At 65.8% G+C, this 20,353-nt stretch carries 13 protein-coding genes; 8 read left to right on the plus strand and 5 right to left on the minus strand.

All coding sequences use genetic code 11. The features are described from left to right. Positions 1-375: 375 nt before the first annotated feature. Positions 376-1,359, plus strand: a complete 984-nt coding sequence (locus ACYOEI_RS37255) for a phosphoglycerate dehydrogenase (RefSeq protein ID WP_462855498.1) — start codon at positions 376-378, stop codon at positions 1,357-1,359. A gap of 13 nt (positions 1,360-1,372) precedes the next feature. Here ACYOEI_RS37255 and ACYOEI_RS37260 read toward each other — a convergent pair whose 3' ends face one another. Further along, positions 1,373-3,817: a S9 family peptidase gene (locus ACYOEI_RS37260; RefSeq protein ID WP_462855499.1), complete on the minus strand. Its 2,445-nt coding sequence runs from the start codon at positions 3,815-3,817 to the stop codon at positions 1,373-1,375. A gap of 387 nt (positions 3,818-4,204) precedes the next feature. Here ACYOEI_RS37260 and ACYOEI_RS37265 point away from each other — a divergent pair, with 387 nt between their 5' ends. Further along, entirely contained in the window at positions 4,205-6,265 is a 2,061-nt protein-coding gene (locus ACYOEI_RS37265; RefSeq protein WP_462855500.1) for an FAD/NAD(P)-binding protein, read from the plus strand. 137 nt (positions 6,266-6,402) lie between these two features. On the opposite strand, the gene ACYOEI_RS37270 is transcribed toward ACYOEI_RS37265, so the two are convergent. From ACYOEI_RS37270 to ACYOEI_RS37285, 4 genes are all read right to left on the minus strand, one after another. Further along, positions 6,403-7,662 carry a DUF1501 domain-containing protein gene (locus ACYOEI_RS37270; protein ID WP_462855501.1) on the minus strand — a complete coding sequence of 420 codons (1,260 nt, stop codon included), beginning with the start codon at positions 7,660-7,662 and terminating at the stop codon, positions 6,403-6,405. 28 nt (positions 7,663-7,690) lie between these two features. Beyond that, on the minus strand, positions 7,691-9,079 hold the full coding sequence (locus tag ACYOEI_RS37275) for a DUF1800 domain-containing protein (protein WP_462855503.1): 1,389 nt from the start codon (positions 9,077-9,079) through the stop codon (positions 7,691-7,693). Positions 9,080-9,083: 4 nt separating this feature from the next. Beyond that, entirely contained in the window at positions 9,084-12,092 is a 3,009-nt protein-coding gene (locus ACYOEI_RS37280; RefSeq protein ID WP_462855504.1) for a M56 family metallopeptidase, read from the minus strand. A gap of 125 nt (positions 12,093-12,217) precedes the next feature. Next, positions 12,218-12,607, minus strand: coding sequence for a BlaI/MecI/CopY family transcriptional regulator (locus ACYOEI_RS37285; protein WP_462855505.1), 390 nt, complete (start codon positions 12,605-12,607; stop codon positions 12,218-12,220). A 483-nt stretch (positions 12,608-13,090) separates the two neighbouring features. Between ACYOEI_RS37285 and ACYOEI_RS37290 the strand changes: the two genes are divergently transcribed. The 6 genes from ACYOEI_RS37290 to ACYOEI_RS37315 all read left to right on the plus strand — a co-directional run bounded on the left by ACYOEI_RS37290 (position 13,091) and on the right by ACYOEI_RS37315 (position 19,875). Then, positions 13,091-14,509 (plus strand): hypothetical protein, encoded by a 1,419-nt coding sequence (locus ACYOEI_RS37290; protein ID WP_462855506.1) that lies wholly within the window; start codon positions 13,091-13,093, stop codon positions 14,507-14,509. A gap of 162 nt (positions 14,510-14,671) precedes the next feature. After that, the gene (locus ACYOEI_RS37295; protein ID WP_462855507.1) at positions 14,672-15,928 is read left to right on the plus strand and encodes a TlpA disulfide reductase family protein; all 1,257 of its coding nucleotides are present in this window, start codon (positions 14,672-14,674) and stop codon (positions 15,926-15,928) included. Between the two features lie 233 nt (positions 15,929-16,161). Beyond that, positions 16,162-16,377, plus strand: a complete 216-nt coding sequence (locus ACYOEI_RS37300) for a hypothetical protein (protein ID WP_462855508.1) — start codon at positions 16,162-16,164, stop codon at positions 16,375-16,377. A 128-nt stretch (positions 16,378-16,505) separates the two neighbouring features. Next, the gene (locus tag ACYOEI_RS37305) at positions 16,506-17,576 is read left to right on the plus strand and encodes a DUF1559 family PulG-like putative transporter (RefSeq protein WP_462855510.1); all 1,071 of its coding nucleotides are present in this window, start codon (positions 16,506-16,508) and stop codon (positions 17,574-17,576) included. Positions 17,577-18,251: 675 nt separating this feature from the next. Next, on the plus strand, positions 18,252-18,749 hold the full coding sequence (locus ACYOEI_RS37310; RefSeq protein ID WP_462855511.1) for a hypothetical protein: 498 nt from the start codon (positions 18,252-18,254) through the stop codon (positions 18,747-18,749). A gap of 658 nt (positions 18,750-19,407) precedes the next feature. Continuing rightward, a complete protein-coding gene (locus ACYOEI_RS37315) occupies positions 19,408-19,875 on the plus strand; it encodes a hypothetical protein (protein ID WP_462855512.1) in 468 nt (155 codons plus the stop codon). The last annotated feature ends 478 nt before the right edge of the window (positions 19,876-20,353 follow it).

The following is a 20,353-nucleotide window of genomic DNA, read 5'->3' on the forward strand; positions in this document are numbered from 1 at the left end:
GAAATCGGTGCTGGGGGTTGTGGGTAGCACCGGTTGGAACAACCGGTGTCGCGCAGCGCCAAGAGGTCGCTGGCAAGTCGTCGAGCACGAAGAGGAGTCGGCGGACAACGACTTCAGCCTCGTCCCTGTCCGCTTCGCTGATCCGTGGACTGTATCGCTGAGAAGGGCGTTGCGAAGGGCTTTCGAGAAGGCTCCAATTGGCGGAGGCCCGGCCTCGAATGACCCCGGCCGTGTCCCTCTTGTCGCTGCGCGACACCGGTTGTGCCAACCGGTGCTACCCGCTCCGCGGACAAGCCACGTGGTAAGCACGACGTCTGTCACGATACCGATTTTGCTCCATGAGCTTCGTCTCGCCTCGAGGTGGTTCCAAAGACCATGCCTAACGTCCTGATCCTGCCCGAGCCCTTGCGTCAGAAGGGCGGCCCGTTTCGAGAGATCCTGGAGGGGGCCGGGTTTCATTGCATCGACCTGCCGCCGGGCCCGACGGCGACCGAGGCCGAGCTCCGCGAGGTCTTGCCCGAGACCGATGCGTTGCTGGCCGGCGGCGAGAGGTTCACGGCCGAGGTCCTGGACCTCGCCCCGAGGCTCCGCGTGATCGCCCGGACCGGGGTCGGGTACGACGCGATCGACGTCGACGCGGCGACGGCGCGTCGGGTCGCCATCGCGATCACCCCGGGGACGAACCACGAGAGCGTGGCCGAGCAGATGTTCGCGCTCCTGCTGGCCCTGACGCGTGACATCGTCGTGAACGACCAGAAGATCCGCGAGGGCGGCTGGACCCGGAAGCTGGTCCAGCCGATCCGGGGCAAGACCCTCGGGCTCCTCGGCCTGGGCCGGATCGGCCGCGCGGTCGCGACCCGGGCCCTCGCCTTCGGCATGAAGGTGATCGCCTACGACCCCCTCGCCGACCCCGACTTCGACACCCGCCACGGGATCGTCCGCCACGTCCTCGAGGACGTCCTCGCCGAATCCGACGTCCTCAGCCTGCACCTGCCGCTGGTCCCGGCCACCCGGGGGTTGATCTGTCGCGAGACCCTGTCGCTCATGCGCCCGGGGTCGATTCTGATCAACACCTCGCGAGGGGGGCTTGTGGTCGAGGCCGACCTCGCCGAGAGCCTTGCGTCCGGCCACCTCGGGGGTGCGGGCCTCGATGTGTTCAACCATGAGCCCCTCGAGCCGGGTAACCCGCTCGTCGGCCTGCCGAACGTCGTCCTCAGCCCGCACCTCGGCGGCATCGACACCAAGGGCATGGCCGACATGGCCGAACTCGCCTCCCGCTGCGTCGTCTCGCTCTACCAGGGCCAGTGGCCGGCCGGCTGCATCGTCAACGACGAACTGGCCGCAGGCTGGCAGTGGTGATCGCCGAAGATGGCTATGGCTTCGTCGATGCTTCTTCCCCTTTGCTCGTGTAGCGTCGCAAGAAGCTCAGCATGCGGTCGGCGGCGTCGACCGCGTGCTCCGGGGCCCACCGGGAGACCACGTGGCCTTCGCCCTCGTACACGGCGAGCTGGGCGGTGCGGCCGAGACGCTTCAGGGCGCTGAACATCATCTCGGCCTGCGTTGCGGGACAGGTCGCGTCTTGCCGGCCGTGGATCAACAAGAGTGGGGTGTGTATGCGATCGGCCCGATAGTACGGCGAGTTGTCGAGGTAGCGTAGGGGGTCGCTCCATGGAGGTTGGCCCATACGCCCTCGCTTCTCGAAAAAGTGGGCCGACTCGTTTTCGTTGCCCGGCAGCAGGATTCCGTAGGCACTGCCCAGGTCGTAGTAGCCGTCGACGGCGACCGCCGCACGGAAGAGGTTCGTCGTCGAGATCAGCCCCGCCGTGTAGTATCCACCGTTCGATTGCCCGGACAGCGCCACCCGGCGGATGTCGATGTAACCCAACTCGGCGGCCCGGTAGACCTGGGGAAGGACCATGTCACGGAGCTCATCGAGGGGCCGTCCGGGCGTTCCCTCGGGACCGAGCGGTGTGTCGAGCAGGAGGACCGCGAACCCTCGGGTCGTGAAGATGGACGCCGGCATCGAGGCGATTTCTCCTCCGCCGTAGTCGTGTGACCCCGCCGACAGGTTAGGAGTGCCGTAGACCTCGACGATGGCCGGCAGCCGGTCGCCGCGCCGGGATCCCGGGGGGAGCAGGACGGCGGCTCGCACGGACTTGAGCGGCCCGTCGTGGAGCGGGACCATCGTCTCGAACGTCTCGGCGGGGCCGATCGCCTGCCCCTCGAGCCGAGGCTCGATCGTGCTCAAGCGGCCCTGGGTCGAGACGTCGACGCCAAAGCGGTAGAGGTCGGGCGGCCGAGTCATGCTCTGGAAGGTCCCGACCAGGAATGACCCGTCTCGCGGCATCCCGTGGAACTCGATCGTTCCCGCCTCGATGGCGCGACTCGTCCAGTCCCCGCTCGCCAGGTCCAGGCGACGGACCAGGGTCCGCTGACCCTCGCGGTCGCCGGCGAAGAACGTCGCGGAGTCGGCGACCGATTGCCAGAGCGAAGCCCCGTCGCTGCGGAGGACCTGACCCTGGCCGAACCCCTCGGGCAGCGAATACGTCCGGGGTGGGCTGCCATCGAGCGGGACGAGCGCCAGGGCGCTAATCCGGTGGCTCTCATCCGCTGCGTCCGGGGGGAGGAGGCCGACCAGAACGGCGCGACGGCCGGGGACGAAGGCGAGGTAATCGCCGTTGAGCCTCCCCAGATCGGCGGCCAGCGTGACGGCCAGGTGCTCGGCGCCTCCCTTACCGTCGATCATCCGGAGTCGGTGGTCGTTGAGGAACAGCAGGACGTCCTCGGTCGGGTGCCAGGCGAGGATCGCGCCGGCGCGGCCGAGGTAGTCGCCGGAGTGGCTCTCGCGGCCCACGTAAACGCGGGAGACCTCCTCGGCGTGCAGGGGCTGGGTCTCGCCGACCTTGACGACCCCGAGGTCGAGGACGTCCTCGGCGATGCCCTGGTTGGACGACCCGGGCCTGACGCCGGAGACGTACGCGAGGAACCGGCCGGACGGGGAATAGCGGACATGGACCGGCCCGGGCCCCTTCCAGCCGGGTGGTTGAGCCGGGAGTGCGACATGCGCTGATGAAAGCACCCCGCTGACGTCGACGGCCGTGATGTCGACGCGCGAATCGTAGTAGCTGAACGTCTTGGGTCTCTCGCTTATGGGCGGAGCCGGCTCATCCCCCGACGTAAGGACGAGGGCGACTGGCCCCGGCTGCTTCCTCCCCGGGCCGGTCGTGACCCGCCCCCCGATCGGCCTCGGGTCGGCGCCGACCTCGGCCGTCGGCAGGGCCGGCACCAGGAGCGTCCGGCCGTCGGGACTCCACGTCGGGAACATCGCCGTCGTCATGTGATAGTCGATCTTGATCCTCAGGTCCGCCACCGGTGCCGACGTGGCCTTGCCCGTGTCGAAGATCCAGGCGCGGAGGAATCCGCCTTCGTCCGAGTAATACGCCAGCTTCGTGCCGTCCGGCGACCAGGCCGGGGCGAAGCTCGTCGCCGCCTCGGCTCCCAGGGCGATGGCTTTTCCCGTCGCGACCTCGGTGACGTGGAGCCGGGACCCCTGGAAGACGGCGGGCAGCCCCGACTCGAGCGTCCAGACGTCCTCCCGCCGCTTCATCGGCGTGACGACGGCGTACGCGACCCGGGAGCCGTCGGGACTGACCGCGGCCTTCTCGAGATAGGAGAAATCTCTCCGGGTGAACGCCACGTCCAGCGGGATGGGGGCCGAGGGCTTGGTCGTCCCCGGGCGCTCTTCATTTCCCGAGGCCACGGTCGCTCCCAGGAGGCAGGTCAGGGCCACGTGGGCGAGGATAGTCCGAAGACGCATGCCATGATCTCCATCGGCCTGATATCAGGCTGAGACAGCGGTCATCCTGGGGAGGAACTTGGATTTTAGCCACGGATTGAACACGGATGAAACACGGATAAGAAAATGGGGAGAACAAAGTCGAAAAGTAAACAAATGAATGGGAAATCCCGTGGTTTTGGAAGGATCGCGATTGTCTTATCCGTGTTTCCTCTATTGGTAAGAGAGCCGCGATGGCGGGATGTCGATTGGAAGAGGGCTTGGGCAAGAACTCGGCTTGTAGGATAGGCAAGCTTCCGGTATATCACCCGGCTCCATCGCACATCAGCTTCTCGATCGGGATCATTCGAGTCGACCGCGGGAGACGAAGCCCTGGGCCACCTGGCCGTGAGGGAAACGGAGGCATGGATGCGCGGGCGTTCTCAGCTCCACGAGCTCTTGCGTCTGTGGGACTCTCGGCCGGGTCCCATCCCGTTGGATGAGCTACTCGCGTCGCTCAAGTCCTTGGAAATCGGCCCCGACGATCTTGGGGCGGCCCGGGTCTTCGATGAACGCGCCTACCATCGCGCGGCGATCTACCGGGCCGAGCATTTCGAGGCGCTCGTCCTGTGCTGGCGAGGGGGGCAGTGCAGCCCGATCCACGACCATACCGGGTCGTCGTGCGCGGTGCGGGTCGTCGCGGGTCGAGCCACGGAGACTCGTTACGGGGCGTCGCCTTGTGGGCGGCTCAGCCCGAGGTACACGCGTGCGTTCGAGGCGGGGTCCGTGCTGGGGTGTACCGGCGACGGGATGCACCAGCTTGGGAACCTCGAAGCCCCCGGCCATGACCTGGTGACCCTCCACGTCTACTCGCCCCCTCCTCGCTCGTGGCGCTACTACTCGATCGACCGGACGTGCCTCGCCGATAACGACCGGATGATCCTCGCCAGGCCCGAGACCATGTACCTCGACCTGGCCGAGCCGATCGCCCGGGCCCGGAAGGTCATCCTCCGCGCCGATCCGTCCCATGATGGCTCGTTCACCGATCATGCGCCGGCATCTTCCAAGACGGATGATCGCGAATCGACCGTGACGACGACGGCCAATCCCGCCCGCGTCCGGAGCAGCTCGGCCGACGCCGAGGTCGCGATCGTCGGCAGCGGGTTCAGCGGGACGTTGGTGGCCGTCCAGCTCGCGCGGATGGGCGTGGAGCGTGTCACGCTCTTCGAACGCGGCAAGGATTTCGCACGAGGCGTCGCTTACGGGACGACGTGCGATCGCCACCTCCTGAATGTCCCCGCCGGGCTGATGAGTGCCCTGCCCGACGACCCCAATCACTTCATCGACTGGCTCCGCGCCCGCGAGTTCGACGTCCAGCCCTCGACCTTCGTCCCCCGTCGAACCTACGGCGAATACCTCGGAGACCTGCTCGGCTCGGCCACGAGCGTGACACGCGTCGGCGACGAGGTGGTCGACATCCAAACGAATGGGGATGACGAACCGGTTCTCATGTTGACGCGAGAGGGCCGGCGCATCACCGCCGACCGCGTTGTGTTGGCGCTGGGGCATCAGCCGCCGGAGAGCCGGACCGATTGGGTCGGGCCGATGCACCCGGGCCAGTACGTGGCCGATCCGTGGTCGCCCGCGGCGCTCGACGGCCTCCCGGCCGACGAGTCGGTGGCCTTGATCGGCACCGGGCTCACGGCGGTCGACCTCGTGATCGAGGCCCGAGCGCGGGGCCACCGGGGGACCTTCCACGCGATCTCGCGACATGGGCTTCTCCCCAGTCGGCATGGGGCCGCGCCTTCGATTCACCGGCCGCACTTCACCGTCGCCGGCCCGGACTCTCCGGGGACCCCGACGAGTGCCCGGGGCCTGCTGCGCAAGGTCCGGGCCGAGGCGAAGGTCTGCGAGGCCGAGGGGGGCGACTGGCGTTCGGTCATCGACACGCTTCGCCCGCAGATCCCCGCGATCTGGGCCTCACTGCCCGACCAGGAACGGCAGCGGTTCCTCCGCCACATGGCGACCCGTTGGGACTCGTACCGGCATCGGATCGCCCCGGCGATCGACAACGAACTGCTCGTCGCGCTCCGCGCCGGCCGGCTTGTGGTCACGGCGGCGCGGGTGGTTTCCCTCAGCGATCGTGCCGGCCGCGTCGCCGTGTCCTTCCGTCGTCGTGGCGAGTCGGCCCCGGAGACCCTGCTCGTCGGCCGGGTCATCAACTGCACCGGGCCGGGGCGCGATATTCGCGCCAGTCCTTCCGTCCTGATGCGCTCGCTCATCAGTCGCGGCGTCGGCCGCCCGGGCCCGCTCGCGCTCGGCCTGGACGTTACGGGAACCGGCCAACTCGTCGACGACGAGGGCCGACCCCAGGACCGCATCTTCGCCCTGGGACCGCTCCTCAAAGAACGCGACTGGGAATCCACCGCCGTCCGCGAGCTGCGAACCCAGGCGCTCGACCTCGCACGTCGCCTCCGTGTGTCCGTGTGATGACGATTCTTGCCGGGAGAGCTCTTCACCACGGAGGCACAAAGGGGAGAATCTTGAAAGAATAGATTCTTTTGAATTTCTTTGTGCCTTTGTGGTGAATCTCCGACATGGAGGTCTAGGCTGGCCTCGGCATCGGGTTAACGAAAGAGGGGCAACGGCTCGAACGAGGCCTTTAGCAAGGCTTCGGCGGGGCGACCCAACCAGCGTTCGAGCACGGTCGCGTAGATCTGCCGGAAGTCGATCTTGTGCTCGGGGTCGCCGTCGTTCAGGTGGCGCAGGTCGGGATATGGCCCGACGAGGCCGCCGTTCACGGGCTTGCCGAGGAGGAACACGGGCGCGGCGGTCCCGTGGTCGGTCCCCTCGCTGGCGTTCTCGCGGAGTCGTCTGCCGAACTCCGAGAAGACCAGGACGGTGACGCGATCGCCGTCGCCGGTCCGATCCAGATCGGTCAAGAACGCCCGGACCGAGGAGCTCAGCTCCCGGAGCTGGTTGGCGTGGGTGTTGATCTGGTTGGCGTGGGTGTCGAAGCCGCCAAGTTGGGTGTAGTAGATCGACGTCGAGAGCCCCGCGCGAATCAGTCGGGCGACCAGCCGGAGCCGGGCCGCTAGCCCCTCGCCATCAGGATATTGGCCCGCGTCGTCCTTGTCGCGAAGGACCGATTCGAGCCGCGCGGCGCTGGCGTAGGAGACCAGCGTGCTCCGCGACACGAACTGGAGGAGCGGGTTTTCCTCGCCAACACCGACGGTCTGGCTCGAGATCCGGTCGAGGGCCTTGCGCTGGTCGTCGGGACCTTCGGAGCCAGGTACGCCAAGGCGCCGACGGAACTGCTCGACCGTCGCCAGCGACGGGACGTGCGAACGCGACCCGCGCAAGGCCTGTGGCAAGGCCTCCGTGGCGATGTGGAGCGCGGGGGAGTCGCCCCCCGCCGCCGGCAAGGCGTCGATGGCGCGGGCAAGCCAGCCGGGCTCTTCCTGGCCGGGGTTGAGCGTCGCGGTATTCCAGGTGGCCATCGACTCGAAGTGCGAACGGTTCGGGTTGGGGTAGCCAACCGATTGCACGATCGAGAGCCGGCCCTCGTCTCGCAGCTTGGCGAACCCGCTGAGCGACGGATGAAGACCAATATGATCGTCGATCCGTTTGAGATCCTTGGCCTTGATCGCGAGCTTCGGCCGACTCTTGTGGTAAACGTCGTCACCGTGGGGGACGACCGTGTTGAGGCCGTCGTTACCACCGTCGAGCTGCACCACTACGAGGATCCGGCCATCGGTACCGCGCCCCTGGCCGTCGCCGAGGGCCATCGCGGATCGGGCCAGGAATGATGGGACGGTCGGGCCACAGGCCAAGAGGGTCGAGCCCCCCAGGCCGAGGCGAAGCAATTCGCGACGGGTCGTCGTCATGGTCGGTCCTTCCCCTTTCCACGATCGATCACGCGAGTTGGAATTCCGGGCAATGCAGCAGTCGTTGGAGTGACTTCCGGAGGCCGTCGGCCGTCCCGCCGCGTCCTGTTTCAAGGACAAGGCCCTTCGCCTCGGGGGCAAGACCCCCCTGGAGGACGACCTCGACGAACGCCTCGGCCGCCTCGGAGGGCCTGACGCCGTGGCCTTTGGCCCACGCGATCGGGTCATAGGGGGCGATGCCGAGCTCGGGGTTGCCCCAGATGATGTCGGTCGCCCAGTTGAGGCGTTCCAGAAGTGTCCCGCTGTTGATCCACGACGTCCCCCCTTCCCACCCTCTCACGTTCGGGGGCGCGAAGAGCTCCTGGCCCTGCCGGGCACAGGCCGAGGTCGTCGCCGACAGGCTCACCTTCGACCGGGGGACTTCCAGGATCCGGAGCAGGCCCACCGAGTATTCGACCGGCGATTTGACCCGACTCCTGTCCACGTCTTTCGAGTAAAAATGCCGAGATTTGAGCATGAGCTTGATCACTCGTCTGATCGAGTAGCCGCTCGACCGCAAGGCCTCGGCCAGCGGCTCGATGAGCTCCTGGCTCGGGTCGGGCGATTCGGACACGAACGCCTGGTAGAGCTTTCGAGCCAGGAGTCGCGCCGTCTCGGGTCGTTCCAGGACGATCCGCACGACGTCGCCGGCCTTCCAGTTCCCGGCCTTGCCGAGGAACGTCTTGGGGCTGCCGTCGTGCGCGTCGTCTTCGAAGGCGAACCTCGGCTGCGAGTCTTCGAAGGACCCACCCCGGCCGCGGCCGTCGGACACCCAGCCGGTGAAGGCGCGGGCGGCCTCGCGGAGGTCGGATTCGGAATAGGTGCCCTTCCCCATCGTGAAGAGTTCGAGGAACTCGCGGGCGTAGTTCTCGTTCGGCCGTTCGCGCTTGCTGGACCCACCGTCGAGCCAGATGAGCATGGCCGGGTCGGCGGTCATCGCCTCGAGCAGATCGGCGAAACCGCCGAGCGCGATTTCGCGGAGCGTCTCGATCTGCGCGGACATCGCGGAGACGCTGCCGACCTTCACCAGGCTCGTGGCGAAATGGCCGTGCCAGAAGAGCGTCAATCGCTCGCGGAGCGGGTCGCTGCCGAAGAGCATCCGGTAGAGCCAGTACGCCCGGAGCCGCTTGATATTCGCCGGCGCGAGCGCCCCGGCGCGGAGCGCCTCGATGGTCGCGCTCTCTTGTTCCGAGGGGCTCGCCGGGTCGAGGAACCGCCCGACGCTCGCGGCGGGTCCCGCCGCCAGGTCGCGCCGGAGCTCGCTCCAGGTCGCCCCGAAGCCGGCCGCACGGTGCAGCCGTGCGACCTTGCGAAGGTCCCAGGGGTCGTTCGCACTGGGCTCGAACGGGGCCCATGCGTCATCGTTAATCCTTTTCATGGCTTCACCTCGCCTGATCGAGTTTGGTGATTACGAGGTCGCCGAGGTCCTTCGCCTCGCCGGCCTTCACGGTGAACTCGACCTCCGTCTTCACAGGCTGGTTGAAGACGCTGATCCGGTAGGTCGCCCCCGGTATTAAGGTGGGGAACGTCATCCGGCCCGCCTGGTCGGTCTTGACCTTGTAGTACCGTTCCCGGTCGAGGTTGCCGGCCTGGATCGTGTCGGAAATGAGCGGGCTCGCATCATCCTTGATATTGGCCATGGCGAACGATGGCCCGGGGGTTAGGATGATTTCCAGGTGTCCCGGGGTGAGGCCGGGACGGACAGGCTTGCCCTCGGGGCCCACGAACCGGACGCTGGCCGAGCCGCACGGCTGGAACGTTACCTCCAGGTCTTGCCCGGCCTGCTTGCCCGAGATTTCCACGGTGGCGCCCTGCTGGTTCTTAACGTCCAGGAAGAACACCGGCGCGGACTTGGCTGGGTCGCATCCGCCCAACTCGAAATGGCCCCCGCGGAGGGGTATCAGGTTCTGCCCGTAATTGACGGTGATGTCCCTCTTAGAGAGTTGCCAGCGACTGAAGACCACCGCTTCCCGCACCGGCTGGCCGTCCGTCCCGACGAGGAGCCCCGTGACGGTCTCGCCCCGACGCAAGGCGAAGGCGACTTCGAGAGGGCCTTCCTCGGGTTTCGGCGCGATCTTCTTGAAAGCGTCGGGATAGTTTCGTGCGTTCGGCCAGACGAGGCCGCCCTGCAATTCGACGGTCGAAAGCTCGTCGTGGAGGTAGTCGGTCGTCGGCCCCTTCACGAGCAAGTAGCCCGGCCCGGGTATCACGGCGAGCCGGAAGGTGCCATCGGCCGCCGTGATCCCGGCTTGCTCGTCGCCGTGCATCCGGGCGGTGGCATCCTTGATGAAGTAGGGATTGTTCCGCTCGTGGGCCCGATGCGAGACCCTCGCGCCGGCGATGGGCCTACCGGTCGCGGCATCGGTCACACGACCTTTGACCAGGACTCCTCGCGGCAGGACGAAATCGAGTCGAGAGGAGACCGAGTCGCCCGGGACCACCTGCCCATGGCGCAAGAGGTAGCCCTCGGCTCCGTCGGCCTCACTCCGGACTTCGAGCTGGATCGAGCCACCCGGGGCCGCTTCGATCCGATATCGCCCATCGGAATCCGTCACCGCTTCGGTGGCACCCAGCGTCTGCCCGGTGCCATGAGGGGAGGACATGCTGTTGGCTTCGACCTTCACTCCAACGGCCGGCGGTCCCCCTTTGCCGAGCGTGACTCGCCCTTCGACGATGTGGGCACGTCCCATCGTGAGCGTGGCGTCGGTGACTCCGGCCTTGGTCTCGAGGTGGAGGTTCTGATTCCCGAACCCGCCCGCCTGGATGTCGAAGTAGAGCGTCTGGTCGGGCCCGACGCCCTGGATCTTGTACCGGCCATCGGAGTCGGAGGTCCACTGACTCGCCAGAGTGGGGAAGGCCTCCTTGGTCAGCCACTGGAACCCGAGCCCGCTGCCGCCCGCCGCCGGATAGGCACCCCTCCAGCGGACGTCCGCACCCGCGATCGCCATCCCCTCCAGGTCGACGAGCCGGATGGTGAGCGGCCGTTCGGTTGTCAGTCGGATCGGCTCGACGACCGAGTCGTTCAGGTCGGCCAGGTCGCGAGCGGCATAGCTCGCACCGGGGGTTGTGGCGACGATCTTGAGAAGGTCCTCGGCCTCGGACTCGCTCGATTCCAACTCAACCTGGAACTTGCCCTGGGCGTCGCTCCGGGAACGGCCGAGCAACCTGGCTGGGACGGGTCTCCCGTCTGGTTTTCGGAGCGACGGCCGGAACCTGAGCACGACGACGTCGATCCCTTCGGCGGGCTTACCATCGATACCGACGATCGAGCCACTGAGGTTCGGTCGAGACGCTTCGCGGGCCACGAGCTGGACCGCCGCGAGGGTCGCCGATGCGCCCAGGACGACCGCCAGGCCCGCGACGACGAGCCAACGCGCCGGGCCTCGGCGGAGACGTCGCGGATCGAGGATCGCGAGGAGCCGGCTTTCGAGGCCCGACGGCCGGGCCATCGCCATCGCCGCGGGGACCATGACCGGCGCGGGGCGGAGCGAACGCGCCACGCTCAGGAGCTGGGCCGCGTAGTCCGACGGTCGTTCGCCCGCCTCCAGCACGAGGTCGTCGCACGCCTGCTCTCGCTCGGACCGGAGCCTCGACGCCGCCCACCACGCGAGCGGGTTGAACCAGTACGTCGCGCAGGCCGATAGGCCGAGCCAATGGGTCAGCCCGTCGCGTCGGCGAACGTGCGCCAGCTCGTGCATCAGGACGGCCCTTCGGCGATCGGCGGACCACTCGTCGGCCTCGGCCGGCAGGAGAATGACCGGGCGGAACGTCCCCCAGGTGACCGGCATCGCCGCGGGCCCGCCCCGCAGGAGCGTGACACGCCCGGTCATGCCCAGCCGCTGGGCCGCCTCGGCCGCGGCGTCCACCCAGAGGCGATCGGTAATCCGTTCGGCCCCACACCCGATCCACCAAACGGTACCCCAACCGATCGCGCCCCAAGCGAGCACCGATAGCGTCCCCGCGAGCCAAAGCACGAGCGGCCAGTCACCTCGATTGGTGGCAGAAGGATGCCGAATGGCTTGCGTCGGGGTGATCGATGTTTCGGATTCATCGATTTGCAGTTTTGCCGTCGATGCGAGTGTGCCCGTCGCGGGGATCTTGGGTGTTTGGGGCTCGAAAACCGGGCGTTCTCCCGTCGTCGATACCTTCGTGGGCTCCGACAAGACCGGAATCCCCCAGCGGGGGAGTGCCGCGGCCAGCGGGAGGACCGCGAGTGCCCCGGCGAGTCCGAGCGTCCACACGAGATGCCGCGTCGCCGCGGCCTTTCTCCGGATCGCGAGCGCCAGCATGGCGGCGCACGCCAGCACACCCGACGCTTTCGCCGCGCAAGCCAGCCCCGTCATCGTCCAGCCGGCCCCACCGATGCCCAGGAACCTGATCGGATCATCCATCGGCCTCGACCCTCCGATACTTTGGTCACTGTTGCCGTTGTCATTCGCGATTTGGCTCAACCTTCAGGGCGATTCGCCCGGAAATCTTCAGAGAAGTGGCCGGGGTATAAGTCCCGGTCGATGGCTTATCGCCCGTCATTCCGGGCCTGTTCGATCAGGCTGGAGAGCCGATCGAGATCCTCGTCGGTGAGCTTGGCATTCGGCTCGCCCAGCAGCGCGGCGACCGCCTGGGCCGTCGAGCCCTCGAAGAATGTCTGCACGAGCCGTTTGAGGGCCGATCGCCGGGCTTTGTCGCGGGGGACGGTGGGCAAGTAGACGTAACGCGGGCCTTCCTGCTCGTGCCGGAGCTGCCCCTTTTCTTCCAACACCCTCAACAGCGTCCGGACCGCGGAATAGCTGGGAGGGTCGGACAATGCTTCCCGTACCTCGGCGGCCGTACTCCGGCCCGTCTGATAAATGACGTCCATGATCTGCCGCTCTCGGCGGCTGAGCGGGTCGCCCGCGGATTTGGCCATTCGACCTCCTCTTCTCTTGGCAACGCCGACCGGAACTCCAGATCCGAGACGGCTCGATGCTAAAAAATTGACAGTATGCCAAAAATTTAGCAGGACGTCGGGTCGCGTCAAGAGCCTTGTGCCAAATTTTTAGCAGCCATGGGCTGTCCCGCGACAAGAGTTCCCGTCACCATGCGCCGAGACATTCGACAGATGCGTTTCTCTCGCATTTCAACTCGCTCGAGTACCGAGGCCTGACAGGCCCTCGAATGCGAGCGAATGGGATTTCTCCTCGAGCCTCTTGATCTTTGTCTATAATCTCGATAGAAATGGTCGACAATGATCTTGGGGCTTGCGAGGCCCCCAGGGACTAGCCTCCGAGTGCTGGTCCTCATCATGCGTCCTTGAGTCTGATTCCGGACGATGGCGGTTGGATGCCTCGATCCGGCATGTGCGTTGATGCGCACTTGGTTTTTAATTGATTTCGTGCAGGAGTCATGGACTATGCACCGTTGGTCCCCCGATCAGAGGCGCCACCCCGAGGTCGTTTGCCGACGATCCTGGCCCTGGTTGGCCTTGCTGCTGACGTTGATGGTCCCGAAGGCGAGCGGCCAGGTGGCGGTGCGCGGGCAGGGCTTTGTCCCTTATGGGGAGGAGCCGATCAACTACCTCACCGACGAGGTCAACGACCCGGTGGCCCGGCTCCAGAAGCGGATCGAGGCCGAGTCGGCCTCGATCCCCTTCGATGACGAGCACGGCTATCTCAAGGGGGTGCTCGACTTCCTGGGGATCCCCGTCTCGTCGCAGACCTTGGTGTTCTCCAAGACGAGCTTCCAATACCGCAAGATCTCGCCGAGGACGCCTCGGGCCCTCTACTTCAACGACGACGTCTACGTCGGCTGGGTCCGTGGAGGAAAGGCGATCGAGATCGCCTCGTTCGACCCCAGGCAGGGGGCGATCTTCTACCTGCTGGATCAACAGCCGACGCAGCAGCCGACCTTCCTCCGCGCGGAGCTCGATTGCACGCAATGCCACGTCGCCCCGGGCACGAGGGGGATCCCCGGCGTCCTGCTGCGGTCGGTCCACCCCGTGGGCAACGGCACGACGGTCCCGGGGGCCCCGACGTTCGTGACGGGCCACGAGAGCCCGCTCGCCGAGCGGTTCGGCGGTTGGTACGTCACGGGGACCCATGGCGAAGATCGGCACATGGGCAATGTCTTGGCCGTCGACCGCGACCATGGCCAGCTCGATCGAGACGCAGGGGCGAACGTCAAAGACCTTGCCGGCAAGTTCCAAGCTTCGCACTACCTTTCGGGGCATAGCGACCTGGTGGCGTTATTGGTCCTGGCGCACCAGACGCAGATGCACAACCTTATTACCCTCGTCAACTACAAGACGCGGATCGTACTCCACGAGGAGGCCAAGGCCGGTCGCCGCGTCGACCCCCCCTCGGAAGAGGCCCAGGCGCAGTACAAGGCCCCCACCGAGGCATTGCTCAAGTACCTCCTCTTCGCCGACGAGGCGCCGCTGAAGGGGCCGGTCGCCGGGACCTCGGATTTCGCCCGGGAGTTCGCCGCGCGAGGCCCACGCGACCCTCGAGGGAGGTCGCTCCGCGAGTTCGACCTGGAACGTCGCTTGTTCAAGTATCCGTGCAGCTACCTCGTGTATTCCGAGGCCTTCGACGCCCTGCCCGGGCCGGCGAAAACGTACCTGTATACCCGGCTCCTGGATGTCCTCACCGGCCGCGACACGAGCCCGGCCTTCGCGCGGCTCTCGGCCGACGACCGGCGGAATACCCTCGAGATCCTGCTCGCCACCAAGCCGGGCTTGCCCGAAGCGTGGCAAAAGGCACGCAACGACCTGCCGAAAGACGAACAGACTCCACAGGTGGTCCCATCCTCATCCCCGGCTTTGTGTCCTTGAGACACAACACGACTTCTTCCTGAATGAATCCTAGCACGAGCGTTGATCACGGGCCAACCGAGTTGGCCCGAGCGAACCCTCGTGCGCCTCAATCGCCCTGATGGCTCAATGCGAGCCTCAATTCCTTCGTCCCTCCGTTTGCCAAGCTAAGGAGAAATCGACATGCAGCGACTCTTCCGGTCTGCTCTGGTGGCCTCCGCCGTCTTGGTGTGTGTGCCGAATGTTCGAGCGGGGACGCTCGACGGCCGTTGGGATGCCTCGATCAAGGCGGACGGCGTGGAGATCCCGTTCCGCATCGACCTCTCGGGAGATGGCAAGGACTTCAAGGCGACGCTCTTCAACGGCGACGTCGAGGTCCACTCGACGAGCGGTCGACTCGAAGGCGGGTCCGTGGTCGCGAAGTTCGAGCATTTCCTCGGCACGCTCGAGGCGAAACCGAAAGGCGACGAGTTGAACGGCACGTACCGCCACTCCGCCCGGGAATTCAGTAAAGACTATGAGTTCCACGCCAGGCGACACGCGGCGGAGCCCGCGGCGACCGCCGAGGTCCCCAGCATCGCCGGGCTCTGGGAGATCCCCGTCGAGAGCGCGAAGGGGGAGAAGGCCTGGCGATTCATCGTCCGACAGGATGGCGCGAAGGTCCGAGCCTCGATCCTGCGGGTCGACGGCGACACCGGCGAGCTCGACGGCAACTACCGCGACGGCAAGTTCGTGTTGAGCCATTTCGATGGCGCGAGGGCCCTGCGGGCCGAAGTCACCCGCGAGCAGGACGGCACGCTCAAGCTCGTGGTCCAGGGCCCCTTCTCGAACTATGGCACGAAGGACGGGGGACACGTCCTGACCGCCATCCGACCGGCCGACGCCCGATCCAAGGGCCTGCCCGAGCCGGCCGACTTCGCCAAGCACACCTCCGTGAAGGATGCGAATGAGGCGTTCCGCTTCAGCTTCCCCGACGTCGACGGCCAGACCCTCTCCAACGACTCCCCGCGCTTCAAGGGTAAGGTGGTCGTCGCCGTCGTGACGGGGACGTGGTGCCCGAACTGCCACGACGAGGCCCAATACCTCGTCGAGCTCGACCGCAAGTACCGGGACCGCGGCCTGGAGATCGTCGCCCTCGACTTCGAGGAGCCCGAGCAGCAAGACGACCTCGCCCGGGTCCGATCGTTCATCAAACAGTATGGAGTCAAGTACACCTACTTGATCGCCGGTGCCCCGGTCGAGATGTGGGAGAAGGTGCCGCAGGCCGTGAACCTCAACTCGTGGCCGACCACGTTCTTCGTGGGGAGGGACGGCCGGGTCAAGAAGATCCACTCGGGCTTCGCGGCCCCGGCCAGCGGCGAGTTCAACGATCAACTCAAAAAGGACTTCACCTCGACCATCGAGTCCCTCCTCGCCGAGAACGCGTCCGCATCCCGCTAGTCGGTCTAACCGACGGCGCGGATACCGAGGCCCTCGCGCGAGGGCGAGGGCCTCGGGCCCACCCGCACTGCCTCGACGGCGAGGCCATCCCGGGTCCGTTCCCACATCAACGGCCGCGAGAGCCCGGGACATACGCCCGGTTCGCGGCCTGGCGGGGATTGTACGCCCGTCGCGAGGACCGTGGCGCCTCTCCTCAGACCTTGGCCCGCGAACCACAATCGGAGGATCCTCCCATGTCCCCACACAGAAACGGTCGACTCGCCCTGTTGCTCGCCGCCGCGGTCTTGAGCGGTTGCTCTACGGAGAAAGAGCTGCCCATCTCCGGGGCAAGTGCTGGTGGCCCCGGTCAACTTGCGCTCTCCGACAGGGGAAGCCTATCAAACCCCCTCAAGATCGTGGGGAAGGCGAAGAGACAGAACGTCCGGCGAGGGAATCGCCTCGGGAACTGATGCCGATCTCGATCCGCTCGTCTTCCGTAGGGTGGGCATTGCCCACAGGCTTTGGGAAAACCCGGTGGGCAATGCCCGCCCTACGGAAATCTTGAAACGAATGATTTAAACACGCAAAGGAGAGGCCTGTGCTTACGCCAGCAGAACGCCGCGGGTTTACGCTCATCGAGCTTTTGGTCGTGATCGCGATCATCGCGGTCTTGATCGCCTTGCTCCTGCCCGCGGTGCAGGCCGCCCGCGAGGCCGCCCGACGCGCCCAATGCACGAACAACCTCAAGCAACTCGCGCTCGGAGTCCACAATTATACCGATGTGAATTCGGTCCTGCCGCTGGGCAGTTATCATAAGCCTCCATTGATCACGGCATGCGGAAATACTCACGAGCAGAGCTTCTTCATCGGCTTGACGTCCTTCATCGAGCAGAAGCCGATCTTCGACGCCTACAACGCGGCGGTCACCGTCTACGACCCGAGCAATTCGACGGTCCACGGCATCGGGATCAGCACGCTCTGGTGCCCGAGCGACGGCAAGGTCGCGGGAGGGCAGGACGTGGGGGCTGCCATCGCGGCGCTGGGGGGGGCCGCGACGATCGGGAAGATGCAGTACAACAGCTACAAAGCAAACGCGGGGACCTGGTTCGCGCCCGGGATGCAGGACTATCCCTCCGACTCCACCTTCTCGGCGGTCAAGGCCGAGGCCAACGGGCTGATCTACTATTACAGCAGCAACACGCTGGCCTCGATCACCGACGGCACGAGCAACACCATCCTCCTGGCCGAGAGCGCTTACGGGAAGCTGGGGGGCCAGGATGCGATCTTCTTCGGGTGGTGGACGTCGGGCAACTACGGCGACACGCTGTTCACGACCCTCTACCCGATCAATCCCCAGTCGAAGCTCGGCGGAAACACGAACACGACGACCGTCTCGATCGACACCTTCGAGTCGGCCGCCTCGAGTTTCCACCCCGGCGGCGTCAACGCGGCGTTCGCCGACGGCTCGGTGCGCTTCATCAAGGACTCGATCAACACCGTCCCGTTCGACCAGTCGACCGGCATCCCGGTCGGCCTGACCGCGACAGCGAACGGGAGTTGCCCCAACTCGGCCCCGCTCTACTCGCTGAACTCGGGCAGCCGTTTCGGCATCTGGCAGGCCCTCTCGACCCGCGCCGGGGGTGAGGTCATTAGCTCCGACTCCTACTGAGCCGCCCACGTTTTCGGAGGAATGCGATCCCGGCCTTCGGGCGACCCTCGGACTGGTCTCGATCGACCTGAACGGGAATCTCTCTTGGGCGGAACATCCTGTCGGCTCTCGAAGCCCGGGGCCTTGTCGATGGATCTCGACGCTTCGGACTTCCTCGAAACCTTAGTGTGGGAGTCAACATGATCTCCCACCGACGTGGAACTGATGGCGTGCCGTACGGACACGGCCTCGATTCCGCGGCTCGGCTCTCGGCTTCCTCGGGCGAGGTCCTCACCCGATCCCGGGCGGTCAGAGCGGTCCGGGCCGCGGATCAGACGTCGATGCCGTCCCTATTCTACATAACCCGGGTTTGAATCCTCCGCCGCATGCCGACTATCGACGTGATGATTAGACAGATAGTAAAGATTCGTATCATTTGATTTTTTTGGAGGAACGATCTTGCAATGCGCGTTCCGCCTCCCATAATGGTGCCGTTGTGGGCCTGCAGGGCGGATCACCCGTCGCGTAAAGGCGAGGGAAAACGGGACAGGATCCTGGCCTTGGTGGCCCTTGGGCGATCGCGACGCGACGAATAGCCCGGGAGACTGTCCCGTTTTCCTTCGCCCAGCAAATCGCGGCCCGCCCGAATGCGTTGACGGTCCGACTCCGAAAACTCCGAGAGCGAAGGAAACACCGATGGCCAGCACGACGAGGATGATGGATCGCGGCACGATGACGGGCATGACCGGGATGGGCACGACGGGCATGGGTATGCCGGCGGGCATGGGCATGGGCATGCCGGCGGGCATGGGTATGCCGACCGGCATGAACATGATGATGGTCCCTCGCTGCACCATGATGATGGAGAAGTGCGAAGGCGGGATGATGATGACCTGCACCAGCGACGACGCCATGTCGGCCAGCATGATGCAGAACCTCTGCACCATGATGGCCGGCGGCATGTGTTCCTGCTGCATGATGATGAACGGGATGATGGTTTGCTGTTGCAATATGATGATGGGTATGTGCAAGTGTGAGATGACCGACAAGGGCGTCACGATCACCTGCACGAGCGGCGACAAGGCCTGCTGCGACATGATCCAGGCCTGCTGCGACTGCATGTGCGCCATGATGAAGGCCGGCTGCACCTGCTGCGTCATGATGAACAACACCCCCATCTGCTGCGCGTGCTGAGCTCTCGTCGGCCGCGTCGTCACACCTCTCGCCACTCCTGCCTTCCAGGCCGGTCGGAGCCCCATGTCGGCCCCGGCTGGCCTCTTTCCTTGATGCCTGGCGTCTGTCCCATCTCGAGCTCTACCCTTTCTCGGTATTGATTGAGGACGCACCGAAAGCCGGCCGAAACGGTCGATCGCCCCGCCTTGCGCGACGAGGGCAATCCGGTACGAATTCATCTCGACTTTCCCCCATATCTTCGAAAATCTCGCCCGACCTGTTTGTCCCGTGAGCATCTGACGCATGCGCCCCGGTCGAACGAGGACCAACGAACGGTTACGCCCGGCTGAGAATATGGATCCGGGCCAAGAAGACGCCTTGGTTCGTCTACGTCCCGTTCCATGCTGTCCACATCCCGGTCGACGCCCCCGATGAGTATAAGAAGCCCTACGAGGACGAGAAGTTCTACGACGATCCCGTCAAGGACGAGTCGTATCGGAGATATGCGACGTTCGTCACCTAACTCGATGCCAAGGTCGGTCAACTGATCGCGGCACTCGAGCGACCGGGCAACGAGGATCGACGCTCGTCGTCTTCACGTCCGACAACGGAGGGCTTCCCGGAGGCGAGAACGCGTACTGTCGGCAACGTCCCCCCGACGCCTGTCCTCAGAAGCAACTTGCCGCTCCGCGGCCGCAAGGGGCAGTTTTACGAAGGGGGGACGCGAGTCGACGCGTTCGCGAACTTGCCGGGTACACTGGCACCTCGCAAGGTGACGGCCCCCCTCCACGCGGTCGACTGGATGCCGACCCTCACCAAGCTCGCCGGCTATACCCCGAAGGCCGACCTGAAGTGGGCCGGTCACGACATCTGGCCGATCCTCACCGGCGTCGTGACCTCGCCCGAGCCCCGGACCGTCTACATCGCCCACCGCTCCGGCCAGTCCATCCAGCGCGAGGGCTGGAAGCTCATCGCCTTCGCGAACGGCACGTCCGAGTTGTACCATCTCGCCGACGACCCCTATGAGACCACAGACCTCGCCAGACGCGAGCCAGGTCGCCTCGCAACCCTCAAGGCCCTCCTGGCCGAGATCCGGAAGGATGACCTCGATGTGATCCCGGAGGACCTCAGGGATTACCCTCATTGACGACCCATCAAGGGCGCCGACCATGAGACGAGGTGGGGTTGATGCTTCAAATGGACACTCCTCGCTGATCCCCACCAGACTCTCACCGCGTGAGGATTTCGCCACAAAGGACACAAAGTAGAGAAGCCAGAGAGAACCAATCCTCTTCGGGCCTGCTTCGTTGATTTTTTGTGTCCATTGTGCCTTTGTGGTGAAGCTTTGTTCCGGCCAGGGCTCGGTGGGGATCAGCGAGGATTCTCCGCCGATGTGTTCTGAACTCCCTAGAGCGGCTCACGCAAGCGTTACGCACGTCGGAGGCAAATGGGGGCTGGCTCCCGGCCGGGCCAGGCTGGGCTCCTCACAGATCAACTGCGAGGCCGGGTGCCTGCTCAGAAAATCCCGGAGTCGCGATCGGCTTGTCATGCGCGCACGCCGAACGCCGTCGCTCTTGGGAAGCTCTTCGAGCGACTCGGGGCCGTCTCACGAATCCTCCGGTTCG

The sequence above is a fragment of the Singulisphaera rosea genome (genome assembly GCF_054877945.1).

Bases quoted from the DNA above. Each gene is read 5' to 3' on its own strand.
- ACYOEI_RS37280 (WP_462855504.1), bottom strand. From the start codon at position 12,092: ATGGATGATCCGATCAGGTTCCTGGGCATCGGTGGGGCCGGCTGGACG.
- ACYOEI_RS37255 (WP_462855498.1), top strand. From the start codon at position 376: ATGCCTAACGTCCTGATCCTGCCCGAGCCCTTGCGTCAGAAGGGCGGC.
- ACYOEI_RS37270 (WP_462855501.1), bottom strand. From the start codon at position 7,662: ATGACGACGACCCGTCGCGAATTGCTTCGCCTCGGCCTGGGGGGCTCG.
- ACYOEI_RS37295 (WP_462855507.1), top strand. From the start codon at position 14,672: ATGCAGCGACTCTTCCGGTCTGCTCTGGTGGCCTCCGCCGTCTTGGTG.
- ACYOEI_RS37285 (WP_462855505.1), bottom strand. From the start codon at position 12,607: ATGGCCAAATCCGCGGGCGACCCGCTCAGCCGCCGAGAGCGGCAGATC.
- ACYOEI_RS37265 (WP_462855500.1), top strand. From the start codon at position 4,205: ATGCGCGGGCGTTCTCAGCTCCACGAGCTCTTGCGTCTGTGGGACTCT.
- ACYOEI_RS37310 (WP_462855511.1), top strand. From the start codon at position 18,252: ATGGCCAGCACGACGAGGATGATGGATCGCGGCACGATGACGGGCATG.
- ACYOEI_RS37260 (WP_462855499.1), bottom strand. From the start codon at position 3,817: ATGCGTCTTCGGACTATCCTCGCCCACGTGGCCCTGACCTGCCTCCTG.
- ACYOEI_RS37275 (WP_462855503.1), bottom strand. From the start codon at position 9,079: ATGAAAAGGATTAACGATGACGCATGGGCCCCGTTCGAGCCCAGTGCG.
- ACYOEI_RS37290 (WP_462855506.1), top strand. From the start codon at position 13,091: ATGCACCGTTGGTCCCCCGATCAGAGGCGCCACCCCGAGGTCGTTTGC.
- ACYOEI_RS37300 (WP_462855508.1), top strand. From the start codon at position 16,162: ATGTCCCCACACAGAAACGGTCGACTCGCCCTGTTGCTCGCCGCCGCG.